Genomic DNA, 18,039 nt, shown 5'->3' with positions numbered 1-18,039 from the left:
GGGGTACCGCGGCGGAACTCCCGCGGGGGCGGGGTGCACCGGCTTTTGATGAGGTGTCAGGGCGTTGCGGTATGGGATGCGGCGGCGGCCGGGTGGCGCGGCCAAATGACGTGCTGGCCGCTGTGGGCCGGCACGGGTTCGCCGGGCGCCAGATCCACCACCGGCAACTCCGCCGCAGCAACGGCGCCGGCTTCCCGCATCAGCGCCCGCTGGCGCAGGATCGTCACCATCGGCTTGCCGCCTTGCCGTACTGTCACCTCTTGCAATTCGCTTCCGGCGCCGCGCAACAGCATTGCCAGGACACCATCGCTCACGCCCAGCATGGCCGGCTGCAGCCAACCCCGCCGCGGCAGACAAGTCCATGCCAGCACACTGCACGGCAGCACGGACGTGACAGCGGCACCCAGTTCACGCTGCAGGTCGGCCAGCGCCGCCCATAACGCCACGGGATAGACCACCGCCAGCACGGGGCGGCCCGGCAAGCCATCGCCATGGCGCACCACATCGCCCGGCTCCAGCGCGTGGCCGGCGGCGGCCAGTTGCGCCTGCACATAAGCGGCCGCCTCCACATCACGCTGCAAAGCGCGGTTCCATGGCAGCGTGGCCGTACGCAGCCAATAATCCGCCACCACCACGCGCACTTCGCCGGGACTGGACGCCACGCCATCCCCCCATCGCGTTGCCAGCTGGCGCAATGCACCGGCAACGCCGGCCATGCCGCCGCCATCGGCCGGCAGCGGCAAGCTGCCCTGCGCATCCCAGCGCCCGCCCTTGCGCAGCGCCCATTCCAGCATATCGCTGCGCAACGCCACGAACAGCACGGCGCGCGCTCTCTTACCCTGCCACACGTTGCACCTCTTCCAGCGTGGTGGCGCCGCTTGCCACGGCATGCAGCGCACTGTCCAGTAAAGGGCGCATGCCCTGGCTCGCGGCATACTGTTTCAGCGCCGAGATCGGGGCGCGGGCCACGATCATTTCACGCAGCGCGTCGTCCAGCACCAGCACTTCCGCCACGGCGCGCCGCCCCTGGTAGCCGGCGCCGCGGCAGTGGCCGCATCCCTTGCCTGCGCGGAAATCCCAGTCCGCCACGTCCGCAGCGGATAACCCGGCTTCCTGCAAGGCTGCCTCGTCCGGCTGCACGGGAACGCTGCAATGGGGGCAATTCGTGCGCAGCAGGCGCTGCGCAACGATGCCGTTCAGCGCCGCGGCAAAACTGTAGGCGTCAACCCCCATGTGCAAGAAGCGGCCCAGCACATCGAACACGTTATTGGCGTGCACACTGGTAAACACCAGGTGCCCGGTCAGCGCCGCCTGCACGGCAATCTGGGCGGTTTCGTCGTCGCGGATTTCGCCCACCATGATCTTGTCCGGGTCGTGGCGCAGGATGGAGCGCAGGCCGCGGGCAAATGTCAGGCCCTTCTTCTCATTCACGGGAATCTGCAGCACGCGCGGCAGGCGGTATTCCACCGGGTCTTCAATGGTGACGATTTTTTCGCGGCCCATGTGAATTTCCGTAATGGCGCCATACAGCGTGGTGGTCTTGCCGGAACCCGTCGGCCCCGTCACCAGCAGCATGCCGTGCGGTTTGCGGGCCAGCTTGCGGACCGCCGCCATCGCGGCAGGGTCCAGCCCCAGGTGATCGAGCCGCAAGGCTTTGGCCTGCTCGGTCAGCGATTGCCGGTCCAGCAAACGCAATACCGCATCTTCGCCAAAGATATTGGGCATGATCGACACGCGGAAATCAATGTCCCGTCCATTGACCCGCACCTTGAAGCGGCCATCCTGCGGCACGCGCCGCTCGGCAATATCGAGTTCCGCCATGACTTTGATACGGGAGATGACTTGCTCGCTCATTTCCGTGCCATGCGCCTGGGTAATCGGAACCAGCACGCCGTCGATACGGTAAGACACGTGCAGGCTGCCCGCGTCGCATTCCAGGTGGATATCGCTGGCGCGCAACTTCAGCGCATCGTAGATGGTCGAGTTGACCAGCTTGACGACGGCGCTGGCGTCTTCACTGATGCTGGCCAGCGTAATGACGGCTGCGACGTCGTGTTCTTCCCCCGTCGCTTCCTGGGTATCGAGTCCATCGACTGCCCGCATTTCACGTTCATGCTGCGCCAGCAAAGCGCGCACGTCATCCGGATGCGCCAACACCACGGCCGGCATGCCTGCCGCCATGCCGGCGCGGCGCAGCGCCCACTCCTCGCCAGCGCTGTCGAAGGGATCGGTCAGCACCAGGCAGGAAGGCGCCGCCAGCAGCACGCCGCGGGCAACGCAATCAGGGAAAGGAATCCGTTCGAAGTCTGGCTGCAGCGCCTGCAGCTGCTGCATGTCCAGCAATGGAAAGGCGAAATGGCTGGCCAGCGCCTGCATCACGGCGGCGCCATCGCGTCCGGCCAGGTGCTCCAGCCCCTGGACTGGCGGGCAGCCATGCTCGGCCGCCCATAAACGCGCCTGCGCCATCAGTTCCGGCGTCAGCCATGCGCCGTCCATATCCCTCACTACAGACTCCCTGCCAAATCAAATATCGGTAAATACATCAACACCACGATGCCGCCGATGACCACACCGATCACGATCATCAGCACTGGTTCCAGCAGCCGCGACGCCCAGTCCACCCAGCGCGCAAACTGGTCGTCGGAAAAACGGGCCGCCCGCTCCAGCATGTCCGCCAATTGGCCGGACCGTTCGCCGACCTGGATCAGCGAATCCGTGACCGGTCCAACCAGGCCCGCTGCCGCCAGCGCGGACGACAGGCTGCGGCCTTGCTGTACCGCCAGCAGGCACTGCGCCAGCTGTTCTTGCGACTGAGGTCCCAGCAAGCCGCCCACCATGCCCAGCGCACGCGGCAACGCAATGCCGGACGCCAGCAGCAAACTCAGCGCGCGGTAAAAACGCGCCAGGCGGAATTGGCGTACGCGGCTGGCCAGCCACGGCAGGCGCAGCACGCGCTCCAGCAGCCAGGTCCGGCCTTGCCGCCGCAACAGGGTGCTGGCCAACAGCACGGCGCCGCCCACGGCCATGGCCAGCGCCAGTTGCCAATGGCCCGCCACCATGCGGCCAAACCCCAGCAGCAGGCCGGACAGCCATGGCATGTCGCGCCCCGCCGATTCATACACCACGGCAAAACGCGGCACCACGTACCCCAGCAAGAACAGCGTCACGAAACTGCCCACGGCCAGCAGCATGGTGGGATAGATGGCCGCGGTGACCAGTTTTTTCTTTAACTGATCGAACTGCAGCTGATAGGCGATATAGCGCGACAATGCCGGCGCCAGGTCACCGGTACGCTCCGCAGCCCGCACGGTGGCGACAAAAATATCGGGGAAGTGCTGTGGCCATTGGGCCAATACATCGGAAAAGCTGTGCCCTTCGAGCAGCGACTGCAGCATGCCGGCCATGACGCCGGCCACGCCGGCATGGCTCTCCTTGGCTTGCAGACTGGCCAATGCCTCGTTCAGATGCAGGCCGGCTTCTAGCAGGGCCAGCAGTTCCTGGGTGAACAGCAGCAAAGGAAAAGCGGCGCGCCCGCTTGCTGCCGGGCGCGCCGCCGCTTCCAACTCTACCGAGGCAACGCGAAAGCCGCGCGCTGCGGCGAGACGCAGGGCTTCGGCTTCGGTGATGCCTTCGAAGCGGAGTATGGCAGTGTGGCCGCGGACGTCTACGCCGTGCAATAACAGCGTATCGTTCCCCGCTCTCTGCTCTCTCATACTTGCTGCCAGTAGCATTCTTTAACTGTGTGCCTTTTGAGCGCCAGCCGCACAAACGTCGGCGTGACGCCTATTATTCATAGACGCCACGCCTCAACCTGCCCGCATGTTCAGCTCAAACTATCAGTGCTTCATCGCTTTATTCAGGCTTGACCTGCACAGCAATGCGCGCTGGCATACGAAGATCATCGGCCCAAATCATGACGGCAAGAGGACCGATTGGCACTTCGAGTTCCAGCACGCGTTGGAACTGCGAAGTCACGATGCCCACCCGTCCACTTGGGATGTGAATCGTCCCCAAGAACACCTGCTGCAGCCCAACTGGCGCTTCATCGAAAAAACCCAGCGACACGTCAGTCTCGCCATCAACATCGGCTTGAGTTCCGACAGAAACACATGTGTCATTTGCTGCCGTCAGCTCCCCGTCCACGTAGGCAGGAATAATCACGTTTTTGTTGGCCGGATCAAAAACAAACAAAATCGCGTTCGGAGGGCTAATCGTAGCTTGAAGCATCAGTTGGTTCCTCTCTTAATAAGTTCCTGCAATACCTCGCCACCCTGGCGCCGCATGCAATCGATGCAATGCGGGAAGAATTCTGTCGTTTCGCCGAGCGCCTGAGCGGGCTGGTGATCGACGATGGAATTACCACTCTTCGTACCTGGGTTCTTCGTACCACAGGTGTGGCAGCCATGCTTTTCCATCAGCTTATTGACTTCACGCTGCTCAGCTGCGGTTGGCTTACCCATATGCCCAGGGATCGACTCTTTGGCGAAAGGTCCAGGTTTCAGGGTAGATACACCCTTAGCGGCATGCTTGGCTTCATTCGCCTTCTCCGCCACGCGCGCAACCTCAACTGCCCGTTCGGCCGCGCGTGCAGCCTTCATGGCTTGGCCTGCAAATGGGATCGGGCTCATCACGCCAACCGCGCTCATGCCAACATCGACCACTGCAGCCCCAACGCCCACGCCAGTATACATTGCTACCCCCAATTTACCTATGTCGTAAATGAGGAATGCCACGTCAATCGGGCTATGCCCATCCGGATCAACGAACTTGTACGGGTTGTTGTTCGCGTACGCATAGCGGTTGAAACTATGGACGTTATCCGGAACAACGCCTTGCGGATCCATGCCGACGAAGCGGCCCAGCAGCGGATCATAGTAGCGGGCGCCCATGTAGGTCAGGCCGGTGTTGCTGTCATGCGGTTTACCCGTGAACCACAGGTTGTTGTTGGTGCTGGCTGGCTGGTTGTTCAGCTTGTCGCCATATGGACGGTAGGTTTCCTTCCACAGCACGTTGCCGTTGGCATCGGTCGCCACTTGCGGCGTACCGGCAGCGTCGTTGTGGAAATACGTGATGGTTTCACCTGCAACGCCCACTGCGACGATCGCATTGGTCGACGGTACGCCGAACCATTCGACAAACTCGCGCACCATTTTCCACTGGAAGTTGTAAGTACCCGGGGTCGTCGGCGCCTTGGCCGGTACCTGGAAGGTGTACTGCTGCCCAGGCAACACGCTGCCCACCACGTCGACGCGGCCGGTGCCCCATGTGGAGTTGTCGCCAGGATTCTGCGAGCCGAGCTTATAGGCGTTGGCCGCAGTCCAGGTGGTGGTGCCGCTGTTGCGCATCGTGACCGGAACCGTATAGCTCTGGCCCGGCGTCATGCTTGTAGGCACATTTTGCGACACGAATTCCGCGCCGTTAAACGCCGTTGGCGTCGAGTTCACCAGCACGTTCGACGTCAATTCGCCAAACCATTCGACACCTTCACGCAGCATGCGCCACTGGAAGTTGTAACCACCCGCCGTACTCGGCGCCGTCACCGTGAAGTTAAAGGTGACGCTGTCGCCTGGCGCGACCGAATTAGGCAAGGCGACGCGGCCCATGCCCCAGGTGCCGTTGTCCTGCGGGTTTTGCGACCCCAGGAAATACTGGCTGGCAGCCGTCCACGTGCTGGTGCCGGTATTTTTTACCGTGACCCAGACCTGATTGCCGGTCGAACCGGAAATCATGGCGGACGGCACCACCTGGGAAATAAATTGCGCATTGTTGGTTTGCGCCAGCGCGCCGCCGGAGCACATCAGCAGCGCCAACACCGTCAACAGTGCGCTGCCGGCAGCGCGCAAGTGATACCCGGCCAGGCGCAGGACGCGCTGCCACGCCGCACCGGTCGATTGAATAAGCGTTTCCAAAATTTTCATGGCATTAGTAGTGGATGCGAAAGAGGAACGATCAGCGGGCATCATGGCGTCACCCGTTGTGCAATGCGTTTGCCGCCCAGGTAGATGTACTCGACCAGACGGTTCGACTGGCTCGGCGTAAACTCGATCAATTGGTTGCCATGGCTGCCATAGACTTCATACGTTTTGACGCCCGCCTTGGTGGCGCTGACGCGGCGGTTCAGGCCGTCGTACGTGTACTCGATCTTGGCTGCAGCATTGCCGCAGTTCACGCACGTCAGGTTCGGCACGCCATCGTAGGTGTAGGTGTTGCCAGAGCCCGAAGTCACGTTGCCGTAAGCGTCGTAGCCATAGGTCGTGGTACGGCTGCCGGTTACGCTGTTCAAGCGGTTGGTGCCATCGGTATAGCTGTAATACAGGTTGGAACCACCCAGCACCTGGCTGGTGATGTTGCCGGCGCCGTTGTATGCGATCGTTCCGCTACCCCATGGACCGTTGGCGGTGGTCAGGCGGTCCAAACTGTCGTAGCCGAAGCTGCGGTTATAGCTGCCATCCGCGCTGTCGCTGATGCTGCTCAGGTTACCCATGCCATCGTAGCCGTAGCTGCTGTTGACATAGTACGTACCCGATTTTTGCGTGCGGAAAGTACTTGGCCACAGGCGGCTGTGCTGGTCGTACTCGGTGACCGTGCCGTTCGCATAGTTGATCTGCTTCGGCATACCGGACGGCCAGTAACTCACGCTGGTGATATAGCCCGACACCTGGGTTGGACGGCCCAGGGCATCCGGCGCGTACGAGACAACCTTGCCCGATTGCGGATACGTAATCGATTGCAGCTGGTCGCGCGTGTTGTAGCCATAGCCGGTGGTAAACGTGCGGCCATCAACCACCACGGATTCCGAGGTCAGATTGTTGTTCGCGTCATAGGCATAGCTGCGGTTGGCGGACGAGGAATTGACCGTCAGCAGGCGGTGCGTCTTGCTGTACGTCTTGCTGACCGCCGGCGCGCCATTTGGATAACTCACTGCCGTCAGGCGGTTCTGGTTATCGTACGTATAGTTCGTGGTGCCGGACGCGCCCACGGTGCGGGACGTCATGTTGCCGGCGGCATCGCGCCCGTAGGTGGTGGTACCCGTTTCCGGATCCGTGACGGAGGTCAGGTAATAATTGCTGTTGTAGCCGTAGCTGCGGGTCAGGCCGGCCTGGGTCACCGAGGTCACCAGGTCCTTGCTGTTGCGGGCCAGCGTAACGTTGGCCGAGGCATCGGGTTTGCTGATGCCCATCACGAACGTCTGGTCCGGGTTGCCGTAGCCGCGCAGGGTTTCCGTGGTCGCGTTGTTGCGCTCATCGGTCACGGTCCGGGTGCCGGCGCCATAGGTGAACGTGCGCGTGGTATTGTCGGCATTGGTGATCAGCCCCACACGGCCCAGCCCGTCATACTGCTGGAACTTGGTGCCAATGCTTGCGCCTGGATTCGATTCGAAGTTCTTGCGGCCATTGTTGTCGTAAGTGGTGGTGCGGACCACGCCCCCCAGGTCGACGCTGATCGGGCGCATGAAACCGTCATACTGGGTGGTTTCCTTCAAGGTGCCGCGCGTGACGATCTTCGACGTGTAGCCGATTGTGGGTCCCGTATAACTGATCGATACCGCATCCCCGGCAGGACGTGTAATCGACGTCAGGCGGTTTTGCAAATCGTAGCCATACGTCGTCGTACGCTGGTCGCCGTTGGTTTCCGACGTGATGTTGCCGGCATCGCTGACCACGCGCGTGATGTTGACGCCTTCCGGCTGGGACTCGCTTTGTGGAATGCCGCGCTTGTAATTCGACAGCGTATGGGTCAGCGAGCGCGGGTACGTCACGGTGGCAACGTTGCCCTGTGCATCGTACGTGTACGACGTGCTGACGCCGTCACGGGTCTGGCTCAGCAAGTTGCCATTCGTATCGAAGCTGCGGGTAATGGAACTGCCAGGGAAACTTTCATCCTTGACTTGCTTGACCAGCCACTTGTTGGTGTTGATGTTGTACGTCAGCGTGGTCGTGCGGCTGCCGCCATTCGGGCCGCTTTCCGCGACCTGGCCTGGATTGCCATAGGCGTCATAGTTCGAATACGTGGTCGAATACGTGGCGCCGTCACGGGTAATGACTTTTTGGCTCAGCAACGGCACGCTGGTATCCGGATCGGAACGCTTGTATTCGTAAGCGCCGAGACGATAATATTTTTCGCCGGAAATGCGCTGCTTGGTCCAGCTATAGGTTTCAGTCTGTTTGCCGTCGATATCCTTAGACATCAGCAAGCCCACCATCCAGACCGTGCCAATGCCGTCGGCAGTGTAGCGGGGACCATAGTGGCGATAAGTCGTCACCTTGCCGTCCGGCGCCGTCATCGTCGTCATGTCATAAACGCCTGCCGTTGCGCTTGGCGTGTATTTAAACGTCCAGACGCCGTCCGGGCTGATGGTTGAATACGGGCTGATCGGGCTGACGGTTTTTTTGGTCACCGCCGAATTCACCGTGATTTTGCTGGTACCGGTCGCGATGACGAAGCGGTCGAATTCAATCAGCGTATATTCATAGCTGGTGGAACCGCCTTCCGGCGTGGTGACTTTCTTCATTGCATACGGCCCGCCGTTAGGCGCATAAACCGTCGTGTTGTATTCGTATTTCCACGCAAAGCCGTCCGGCCGCGTTACCGACGTCAACTGGAATGAACTCGGGTAGTTGGGAACCTGGTCATAGGCATAATTCAAGTACTGGTTGCCAGAAGCCTGAATCCTGGAAACACGGGTCCACCCCGTCAAGCCGCTGTCCAGATATTCAAACGTGACCCAGCGGCCATCGTTGGTATCGACGCGGGTAATTTCATTCGTATCCGGGGTTTTGTAGCTGACGATCGCGTAGTTGCCATTGCGGTCGGTAATTTTCGTCGTGTACCAGCCAGTGACGCCATTGGGCAACTTGACCTTTTGGGTCATCTCATAGCGCATGCCATCCGGCGAATACACCACCAGACCTTTCGGGCTCGCCTGGCAATCGACACGCCATTGGCGCGTACTGATCATCAATGGCGAAGTGCCGGTAAATGCCAGCATTTGGCGTCCGCCATCCTGCATTTCCAGCACAGGGTTGTCGCCAATGACAGTGGCGTCCGAGTTGTTGCATACGTCGTTGTAGGGGTCGTTTTGCAGCCATGGTTGCAATACACGGCCGAAGTGGATGTTCCAGCCCAAGCCGGCCAGATGCGATACGCCCGGCTGCGCCGCCGTACTGTTATACGAACGGATGACGCTCAGGTCAAACCCGCCATTACCTGGCAGGAAAATGTCCGTATATTGGTGATTCAATGCCCCCGAAAACGGGTCGATCGTTTCGAAATTGGTTTGAGTGATGTGATTACGGTTGGGATAAATGCCCGGCTCGACATACGGGTCCGGCATCACTGACTGGGCCATCCCCAGCGCCGGCAAAGTTAACAAGCCTGCACATCCCAAATACGTGCAAAGCAATTTCAAACGACCGCGAAACACCATTGCAACCCTCCGGTTTCAAAAAAGAAAACCCGGATCGTAAATTACAAAGTTTGCAATTGTCAATTGGAAATTGATTTTTAAATACTATTGCATTAAAAGTCAACTAACGCGGCGCAGGCTGCGTACAGCCAGGCGAAAAAAAAAAGGCAGCCGAAGCTGCCTTTTTGTCACTGCCACTGAACGCTGAAATCAGCCTTTCAAGTTACGCAGTTTGGCGATCGCGGCCAATTGGCCCACCGCCGCAGCCAGCTCGGCCTGCGCAGTTGCGTAGTCCATCTTGCCGGTGCTGTTTTCCAGAGCTTCTTCCGCCAGTTTCTTGGCGGCGTTGGCTTTGGCTTCATCCAGGTCTTTGCCACGGATCGCGGTGTCAGCCAGTACCGTCACGGAATTTGGTTGCACTTCCAGCAGGCCGCCGGCAACGAAGACGAATTCGTCTTCAGCCTGGCCTGGCACCTGGATACGCACCGCACCCGGACGAATACGGGTGATCAGCGGCGTGTGCTTTGGGTAGATACCCAGCTCGCCCTGTTCACCAGGCAACGCGACGAAAGTGGCTTCGCCGGAGAAGATTTGCTCTTCAGCGGAGACCACATCAACGTGTATGGTATTTGCCATGTGTGTCCTATCGGGGGTAAACGTTCCCGGCGTGCCGGGAACGTTGCCTTTTACCGGGAATTAACCCAGTTTCTTGGCTTTTTCGATTGCTTCTTCGATCGCGCCAACCATGTAGAACGCTTGTTCTGGCAGGTGATCCAGTTCGCCGGAAGCGATCATCTTGAAGCCCTTGATCGTGTCTTTCAGCGAAACGTATTTACCAGGCGCGCCGGTGAACACTTCAGCAACGTGGAATGGCTGGGACAGGAAACGCTGCATCTTACGAGCGCGTGCCACGGTCAGCTTGTCTTCCGGCGCCAGTTCGTCCATACCCAGAATTGCGATAATGTCACGCAGTTCTTTGTAGCGCTGCAGGGTGCCCTGCACAGCGCGTGCGGTTTCGTAGTGTTCCTGGCCAACCACCAGCGGGTCCAGCTGACGGGAGGTCGAATCCAGTGGGTCAACCGCAGGGTAGATACCCAGCGAAGCGATGTCACGCGACAGAACGACGGTCGAATCCAGGTGACCGAAGGTGGTCGCTGGCGATGGGTCGGTCAAGTCGTCGGCTGGAACGTAGACGGCCTGGATCGACGTAATCGAGCCGGTTTTGGTCGACGTAATACGCTCTTGCAGACGGCCCATTTCTTCGGCCAGGGTAGGCTGGTAACCCACTGCGGAAGGCATACGGCCCAGCAGTGCGGAAACTTCGGTACCGGCCAGCGTGAAGCGGTAGATGTTGTCCACGAAGAACAGAACGTCTTTACCTTCGTCACGGAATGCTTCCGCCATGGTCAGACCGGTCAGCGCCACGCGCAGACGGTTGCCTGGTGGTTCATTCATCTGGCCGTACACCATCGCCACTTTGGAGTTTTCTGGGTTTTCCAGATCCACCACTTTGGCGTCAGCCATTTCGTGGTAGAAGTCGTTACCTTCACGGGTACGCTCACCAACACCGGCGAACACGGACAGACCCGAGTGCGCTTTAGCGATGTTGTTGATCAGTTCCATCATGTTAACGGTCTTGCCCACACCGGCACCACCGAACAGACCAACCTTACCACCCTTGGCGAACGGGCAGACCAGGTCAATAACCTTGATGCCGGTTTCCAGCAAGTCTTGCGATGGCGACAGTTCGTCGTACGCAGGAGCTACGCGGTGGATCGAAGCCATCTGGTCGTGAGCAACTGGACCGCACTCGTCGATCGGGTTACCCAGCACGTCCATAATACGGCCCAGGGTTGCTTTACCCACTGGCACCATGATTGGCTTGCCGGTGTTTTGGATTTGCATGCCGCGACGCAGACCGTCGGACGAACCCAGAGCAATGGTACGGACCACGCCGTCACCCAGCTGCTGTTGTACTTCCAGGGTCAGTTCCGAGCCTGCCATTTTCAGGGCGTCGAAAACCTTAGGCATCGCGTCACGTGGGAACTCAACGTCCACCACCGCGCCGATACACTGAACGATTTTGCCATCAGCCATGTTCGTTCCTTCAAATATAGTTAAATTCGTTTAAACCGCTGCCGCACCGGCCACGATTTCGGAGAGTTCTTTGGTAATCGCTGCCTGGCGGGTCTTGTTGTAGACCAGCTTCAGTTCGCCGATGACATTACCTGCGTTGTCGCTGGCGGCCTTCATGGCCACCATCCGCGCCGATTGCTCGGACGCCAGGTTTTCTGCCACTGCCTGGTATACCAGCGCTTCAATGTAGCGCTCCAGCAGTTCATCGATCACGGTTTGCGCATCAGGCTCATAGATGTAATCCCACTGGTGGGTATTGGCATCCGCCTTGATTTTGTCAGCCGTCAGGGGCAGCAACTGCTCCACCATCGGCTCTTGCTTCATCGTGTTGATGAATTTGGTATAGCACAGGTATACAGCGTCCAGCTTGCCTTCCTGGAACTTCTCGAGCACGACCTTGACAGGTCCGATCAGTTTTTCCAGGTGCGGCGTGTCGCCGATCTGCGTTGCCTGGGCAACGACAGAAACGCCGACGCGATTCAGGAACCCCAAACCTTTGTTACCGATAGCTACCGCTTCAATCTTGTTACCCTGAGCTTCCAGCTCGCGGGTCTTGTTCGTCACCTGACGCAGAACGTTGGTGTTCATGCCGCCGCACAGACCTTTATCGGTCGTCACAACGATGAAACCCACTTTCTTGGCCTGGTCGCCCTTGGCCGTAGCCAGGAACGGGTGCGTGTATTCCGGATTGGCGGAAGCCAGATTAGCGGCGATATTACGAACCTTGTCACTGTAAGGACGGGCGGCGCGCATACGGTCCTGCGCTTTGCGCATTTTCGATGCAGCGACCATTTCCATCGCCTTGGTGATCTTCTTCGTATTCTCTACGCTCTTGATCTTGCCACGTATCTCTTTGCCGACTGCCATGAGTCCTTCTCCTTTGCAGTGGCGGCCCGTGTTTCAGGGCCGCCGGATATTAGTTTGCGAAGGATTTCTTGAAATCAGCAATGGCGGCGGCCAGCGCAGCTTCGCCGTCCTTGTCCAGTTGCTTGCTTTCTTCGATCTTGGCCAGCAGCGCAGCTTGCTTGGATTTCAGGTGGCTGTGCAGACCGGCTTCGAAAGCCAATACCTTCTTCACAGGCACGTCGTCCAGGTAGCCCTTGTTCACGGCGAACAGCGATGCACCCATCAGGGAGATCGACAGTGGCGCGTACTGGGTCTGCTTCAGCAGTTCCGTCACGCGGGCGCCGCGGTCCAGCTGCTTGCGGGTCGACTCGTCCAGGTCGGAAGCGAACTGCGCGAACGCAGCCAGTTCACGGTACTGTGCCAAGTCGGTACGGATACCGCCGGACAGGTTTTTGATGACCTTGGTCTGAGCAGCACCACCCACGCGGGACACCGAGATACCTGCGTTAATTGCAGGACGTACACCGGCGTTGAACAGCGAGGTTTCCAGGAAGATCTGGCCGTCGGTAATCGAAATCACGTTGGTTGGAACGAACGCGGAAACGTCGCCAGCCTGGGTTTCAATGATCGGCAGTGCGGTCAGCGAGCCGGTCTTGCCTTTGACGGCGCCGCCGGTGAACGCTTCAACGTAGTCAGCGTTAACACGTGCTGCGCGCTCCAGCAGACGCGAGTGCAGGTAGAACACGTCGCCTGGGTACGCTTCACGGCCTGGTGGACGGCGCAGCAGCAGCGAGATTTGACGGTAAGCAACTGCTTGCTTCGACAAGTCATCGTAGACGATCAGTGCGTCTTCGCCGCGGTCACGGAAGTATTCACCCATCGTGCAGCCCGAGTAGGCCGAGATGTATTGCATTGCAGCCGATTCCGAAGCGGTCGCGGCAACAACGATGGTGTATTCCATCGCGCCGTGCTGTTCCAGGGAACGCACGATGTTTTTAATGGTCGATGCTTTTTGACCGATGGCGACGTAGATACACGTCATGCCCTGGCCTTTTTGGTTGATGATCGCGTCAACTGCCACAGCCGATTTACCGGTCTGGCGGTCGCCAATGATCAGCTCACGCTGGCCACGGCCGATTGGTACCATCGCGTCGATCGACTTCAGGCCGGTCTGCATAGGCTGCGACACGGATTCACGGGCAATAACGCCCGGAGCGATCTTTTCGATTGGCGAGGTCAGCTTGGCGTCAACTGGACCTTTGCCGTCGATCGGCTGGCCCAGGGCGTTCACCACGCGGCCGCGCAGTTCCGGGCCCACTGGTACTTCCAGAATACGGCCGGTGCACTTAACGGTGTCGCCTTCCGAGATGTGCTCGTAAGCACCCAGAATAACGGCGCCGACGGAGTCACGCTCCAGGTTCATTGCCAGGCCAAAGGTGTTGCCAGGGAATTCCAGCATCTCGCCTTGCATCACATCGGACAGACCGTGAATGCGGCAGATACCGTCGGCAACGGAAATGACGGTGCCTTGATTGCGCACTTCAGCGCCGCCATCAATGCCTTGAATCCGGCTCTTGATCAGCTCGCTGATTTCAGATGGGTTGAGTTGCATACTAACTCCTAAATGTTTTCTCTCCGCTTGCGCGAGGGTATGTGGTCTGCCGATGCTGCCGGCGTTGCCGCCTGTGACTTGATTAAGAAGTCAGGGCGGTACGCATCTGCTGCAGCTTGGCGCGTACCGAAGTGTCCAGCACTTCGTCACCAACTACCACACGCACACCACCGATCAGCGATGGGTCCACGGTTACGGTCGGGTTGAGCTTGCGGCTGAATTTCTTTTCCAGCGTCGCGACCAGCTCGGATACCTGTGCTGCGCTCAGCTCGAATGCGCTGGTGATGTCAGCATCGGCTGCACCTTCCGCCAAGTTTTTCAACTGGGCGAACTGGGCGCCGATTTCCGGCAGCAGCTCGATACGGCCATTGGCCAGCAGCATGTCCAGGAAGTTTTTCGCTTCCGGGGTCAGCGGCGATTTCAGCAGAGATTGAATGGTGGCGGCGATGTCGCTATCCGAAACTTTCGGATTGCGCGCGTATGCCAGCACGTCGGCATGGGCGCCGACCTGGGCCAATTCGGACACCAGGTCGGACCATTGCGCGAGGTTGCCAGCTTGAGCTACGCGGAAGAGGGCTTCCGCGTAAGGACGGGCGACGGTTGCGATTTCAGCCATGATTACAGCTCGGTCGCCAGGCGATTCAACAGGTCAGCGTGAGCCGACGCGGTGACTTCGCGCTTCAGGATTTGCTCGGCGCCTTTGACAGCCAGGTCAGCCACTTGCGCGCGCAGTGCTTCGCGGGCCTGGGTGATTTGCTGATCGGCTTCAGCTTTGGCGTTAGCGACGATGCGCTCCGCTTCAGCTTTGGCATTTGCCTTGATTTCTTCGGCTACCAGTTGCGCGCGCTTTTCCGCGTCGGACACCAGCGTTGCAGCTTCGTCACGGGCGGTGGCCAAGGCTTGTGCGGATTGCTTTGCAGCGATTTCCATCGAAGCCTTGCCCTGGTCGGCAGCAGCCAGACCGTCGGCGATACGCTTGGCACGCTCGTCCAGCGCACCGTTCAGCGCTGGGAATACGAATTTCATCGAGAACCAAACGAGCACCGCGAAGGTGATCATCTGGCCGACGAGCGACATATTAATGTCCATACCTTGCTCCTAAAAAGTTCCCCTGTTGGAGCGGTTATTACTGAGCTACGGCAACAGCGGCTGCTTTAACAGCGTTCAGGAATGGGTTGTTGAACGTGAACAGCAGAGCAACACCAACGCCGATCATCGAGATCGCGTCCAGCAGACCAGCGATAACGAACAGTTTGGTTTGCAGTTGTGGCATCAGTTCAGGCTGACGTGCCGAAGCTTCCAGGAACTTGCCGCCCAGGATAGCGAAGCCGAGTGCGGTGCCGATGGCGCCCAGGCCAACGATGATTGCTACGGCCAGAACGGTCATGCCTTGTACTTGTGCGATCAGAGCTTGCATTAGATTTCTCCTAATTTAAAAAAAACGAAAGATACGAAAATTACAAATCAAAAAGTTGTTGATTAATGCTTCTCAACCGCGAGGGCCAGATACACAACCGTCAACGCCATAAACACAAAAGCTTGCAAAGTTACAATCAGAATGTGGAAGATTGCCCATGGACCACCCAGCAGCCACTGTGCCCACCATGGCAGCAGAGCGATCAGGATGAAAATCAGTTCGCCGGCATACATGTTGCCGAACAGTCGCAGTGACAGCGAAATTGGTTTGGCAAACAATTCCAGCATCTGGAAGATGAAGTTCACTGGGGCCAGGAAGATGGCGCCAACACCGTGAGCATGGAATGGTGCGGTAAACAATTCTTTGGTCCAGCCGCCAGCGCCTTTGGCTTTGATCGAAAAGCCGATGATGCAGATCAGGACGCCGATCGACATGCCGAACGTGTGGTTCACGTCAGCCGTTGGCACCACGCGCAGCTTGTAAACACCGAAGAATTCCAGGATTTTCGGCATCAGGTCCACTGGCAGGAAGTCCATTGCGTTCATCAGCCACACCCATACGAAGATGGTGATGGCCAGCGGTGCAATCACGTTGCTCTTGGCGTGGAAAGCAGAATTGACGGTGTCGTTGACGAGTTCCATGACCCATTCAACGAAGTTTTGCAGCTTGCCTGGTACGCCGGACGTGGCGCGGCGGGCAGCCAGCATGAAGATGGTCAGGAAAACCAGACCCAGGATGGCGGAAATCCAGAACGTATCCAGATTGATCGTGCCATCGGCGGATTTCAGGTGAGACAGGTGGTGCTGAATATACTCTGTGGCGTTAGCCGGGGCCGCGTGGCCCCCGTGTTCAGTGGTCATAATGTCGTCAGATTTTGTTAATTAAACCGCTAGCAGCGCGAACCAATAGGCGAGGGTCGCTACCGCAAATCCTAGAATCAGCCAAACTGTGCCGGCCGACGAAAACATCACGAGGGCGCACGCAAACAGCACTGCTGTTATTAAAACCTTTACCATTTCGGCACGAAAATGCGTGCGGAAAGCTTGTTTCGCGTCATTAGTTCCGCGCATGACAATAATCGCGTACACCAGACTTCCGATGACCGCGATTGCTCCGCCGATGGCGGCAGACCAGCCGCTCTCATGGCTGCCAAAAAATCCGGTGGCGGCCGAGAAGAAGACGGCGATTGTGAACTGCAGGGCAACTACTTTAAACACGGGCCGGGCAACGGTTTGCGTAACATCACTCACTTGCCAGGTTCCCAGAGAAAGCGTATACAACTAAAGACACAGGATTATATTAGGAATTTCGCCATCCGGTCAAACGAAGATGCACCGATTTGGGGGGTTTTGCTGTCGGAACGCGACGGATTTACGGCGGGTTTAGAGGAGTTGCACCAACTTAGCAATCCATGTGCGCGCTATCAGCGCGCATTTTCATATGATTTTGTTATCTATTCCAGTGTTTATCGGCAGCGCTTTATATAGATTATGGTTATAACTCGGCGTGATGATGTTTCCTGTGGAGAAAGACTTTTTTTGATATAAAGGGCAACGAAAATCGCGATTTGCGTAATTTTGTTGCCATTTCACTACCTTGATACAAATTTTTACGCTTTTTTGATCCATGAAATTTTCGAATGGCTCGACGTAAAAAAGCCCGTGATGCAACTCATCACGGGCCTCGTATTTTTACGGTACGCGAAAATCAGGCAGGGGTGCCGCGCAGACGGGCCAGCACCCCGTCCAGGACGTCCAGATCCGCAAAGTCGATCACCACCTGGCCTTTACCCTTGGCGCCCATCTTGAACACCACCGGGGTGGCCAGTACATCAGACAGTTCTTCTTCCAGGCGCAAGATGTCGCCGGACTTTTCCCGTACCGGGCGCTGTTCCGCCGTGCCCGCCGCTTCTTCCTGCGCGCGCTGCACCAGCTTTTCCGTTTCCCGCACGGACAGGCGCTTGGCAATCACAACGTTGGCCAATGTAATCTGCGTGGCGGCATCGACTGCCAGCAGCGCACGGGCGTGGCCCATGTCGATATCGCCCGCCATCAGCATGGTTTGCACGGGACTGGCCAGGTTCATCAGGCGCAGCAAGTTCGACACGGCGGAACGGGAACGGCCCACTGCGTTAGCCGCCTGTTCGTGCGTGAAGTCGAATTCATTGATCAGGCGGGTAATGCCCTGTGCTTCCTCCAATGGATTGAGGTCTTCGCGCTGCATGTTTTCAATCAGCGCCATGGCGGCAGCCGTGCGGTCATCCACGTCGCGCACCAGCACCGGCACTTGTTCCAGGCCCGCCATTTGCGCGGCGCGGAAGCGGCGTTCACCGGCAATGATTTCATATTTCATCTTGCCGCCGGACTTGCCGACCGGGCGCACCAGGATAGGCTGCATGATGCCCTGGGTTTTAATCGACGCGGCCAGCTCCGTCAGGCCGGTTTCATCCATGCGCGTGCGCGGCTGGTATTTGCCCGGCTGCATCACCGTGACGGACATTTCCTGCGTGGTGTGGCCATTCGCGGTGGCCGGATTGGACGCAGGGTTGGAGGGATCGAGGTCGCCGCCCAGCAGCGCGTCCAGGCCGCGGCCCAAACCTTTGAGTTTTTTCGTTGCCATAAT

The 18,039-nt window shown here is 58.7% G+C and carries 16 protein-coding genes; all 16 read right to left on the bottom strand.

Annotated elements, in window-relative coordinates:
- Positions 1-56: 56 nt before the first annotated feature.
- The 16 genes from GM668_RS13585 to GM668_RS13510 all read right to left on the bottom strand — a co-directional run bounded on the left by GM668_RS13585 (position 57) and on the right by GM668_RS13510 (position 18,036).
- Complete coding sequence (locus GM668_RS13585; protein ID WP_155439490.1) at positions 57-848, bottom strand: hypothetical protein; 792 nt, start codon at positions 846-848, stop codon at positions 57-59.
- Positions 835-2,496: a GspE/PulE family protein gene (locus GM668_RS13580; RefSeq protein WP_155439512.1), complete on the bottom strand. Its 1,662-nt coding sequence runs from the start codon at positions 2,494-2,496 to the stop codon at positions 835-837. Before GM668_RS13580 ends, GM668_RS13585 begins: the two co-directional genes overlap by 14 nt.
- Before the next feature lie 8 nt (positions 2,497-2,504).
- Entirely contained in the window at positions 2,505-3,713 is a 1,209-nt protein-coding gene (locus tag GM668_RS13575; RefSeq protein WP_155439489.1) for a type II secretion system F family protein, read from the bottom strand.
- A 139-nt stretch (positions 3,714-3,852) separates the two neighbouring features.
- The gene (locus GM668_RS13570) at positions 3,853-4,227 is read right to left on the bottom strand and encodes a hypothetical protein (protein WP_155439488.1); all 375 of its coding nucleotides are present in this window, start codon (positions 4,225-4,227) and stop codon (positions 3,853-3,855) included.
- Positions 4,227-5,909, bottom strand: a complete 1,683-nt coding sequence (locus tag GM668_RS13565) for an RHS repeat-associated core domain-containing protein (protein WP_170305629.1) — start codon at positions 5,907-5,909, stop codon at positions 4,227-4,229. The genes GM668_RS13570 and GM668_RS13565 overlap by 1 nt, the downstream gene beginning before the upstream one ends.
- Before the next feature lie 50 nt (positions 5,910-5,959).
- Positions 5,960-9,349, bottom strand: coding sequence for an RHS repeat domain-containing protein (locus GM668_RS13560; protein WP_211923390.1), 3,390 nt, complete (start codon positions 9,347-9,349; stop codon positions 5,960-5,962).
- Between the two features lie 267 nt (positions 9,350-9,616).
- On the bottom strand, positions 9,617-10,042 hold the full coding sequence (locus tag GM668_RS13555; protein WP_155439486.1) for a F0F1 ATP synthase subunit epsilon: 426 nt from the start codon (positions 10,040-10,042) through the stop codon (positions 9,617-9,619).
- A gap of 60 nt (positions 10,043-10,102) precedes the next feature.
- On the bottom strand, positions 10,103-11,503 hold the full coding sequence (atpD, locus tag GM668_RS13550; RefSeq protein ID WP_155439485.1) for a F0F1 ATP synthase subunit beta: 1,401 nt from the start codon (positions 11,501-11,503) through the stop codon (positions 10,103-10,105).
- A 30-nt stretch (positions 11,504-11,533) separates the two neighbouring features.
- A complete protein-coding gene (gene atpG / locus GM668_RS13545) occupies positions 11,534-12,409 on the bottom strand; it encodes a F0F1 ATP synthase subunit gamma (RefSeq protein ID WP_155439484.1) in 876 nt (291 codons plus the stop codon).
- A gap of 49 nt (positions 12,410-12,458) precedes the next feature.
- Complete coding sequence (atpA, locus tag GM668_RS13540) at positions 12,459-14,000, bottom strand: F0F1 ATP synthase subunit alpha (RefSeq protein WP_155439483.1); 1,542 nt, start codon at positions 13,998-14,000, stop codon at positions 12,459-12,461.
- A gap of 82 nt (positions 14,001-14,082) precedes the next feature.
- Positions 14,083-14,616 (bottom strand): F0F1 ATP synthase subunit delta, encoded by a 534-nt coding sequence (locus tag GM668_RS13535; protein ID WP_155439482.1) that lies wholly within the window; start codon positions 14,614-14,616, stop codon positions 14,083-14,085.
- A 2-nt stretch (positions 14,617-14,618) separates the two neighbouring features.
- The gene (locus GM668_RS13530) at positions 14,619-15,089 is read right to left on the bottom strand and encodes a F0F1 ATP synthase subunit B (RefSeq protein WP_155439481.1); all 471 of its coding nucleotides are present in this window, start codon (positions 15,087-15,089) and stop codon (positions 14,619-14,621) included.
- Between the two features lie 37 nt (positions 15,090-15,126).
- On the bottom strand, positions 15,127-15,417 hold the full coding sequence (gene atpE / locus GM668_RS13525; RefSeq protein ID WP_155439480.1) for a F0F1 ATP synthase subunit C: 291 nt from the start codon (positions 15,415-15,417) through the stop codon (positions 15,127-15,129).
- Between the two features lie 62 nt (positions 15,418-15,479).
- Positions 15,480-16,277: a F0F1 ATP synthase subunit A gene (atpB, locus tag GM668_RS13520; protein WP_155439479.1), complete on the bottom strand. Its 798-nt coding sequence runs from the start codon at positions 16,275-16,277 to the stop codon at positions 15,480-15,482.
- A 21-nt stretch (positions 16,278-16,298) separates the two neighbouring features.
- A complete protein-coding gene (locus tag GM668_RS13515) occupies positions 16,299-16,667 on the bottom strand; it encodes an ATP synthase subunit I (protein ID WP_170305628.1) in 369 nt (122 codons plus the stop codon).
- A 457-nt stretch (positions 16,668-17,124) separates the two neighbouring features.
- Complete coding sequence (locus tag GM668_RS13510; protein WP_155439478.1) at positions 17,125-18,036, bottom strand: ParB/RepB/Spo0J family partition protein; 912 nt, start codon at positions 18,034-18,036, stop codon at positions 17,125-17,127.
- Between the last annotated feature and the right edge of the window lie 3 nt (positions 18,037-18,039).

This window comes from Pseudoduganella ginsengisoli, assembly GCF_009720865.1.
GTDB lineage: Bacteria > Pseudomonadota > Gammaproteobacteria > Burkholderiales > Burkholderiaceae_D > Rugamonas > Rugamonas ginsengisoli.
This window is presented reverse-complemented; position numbering and strand designations above follow the sequence as displayed.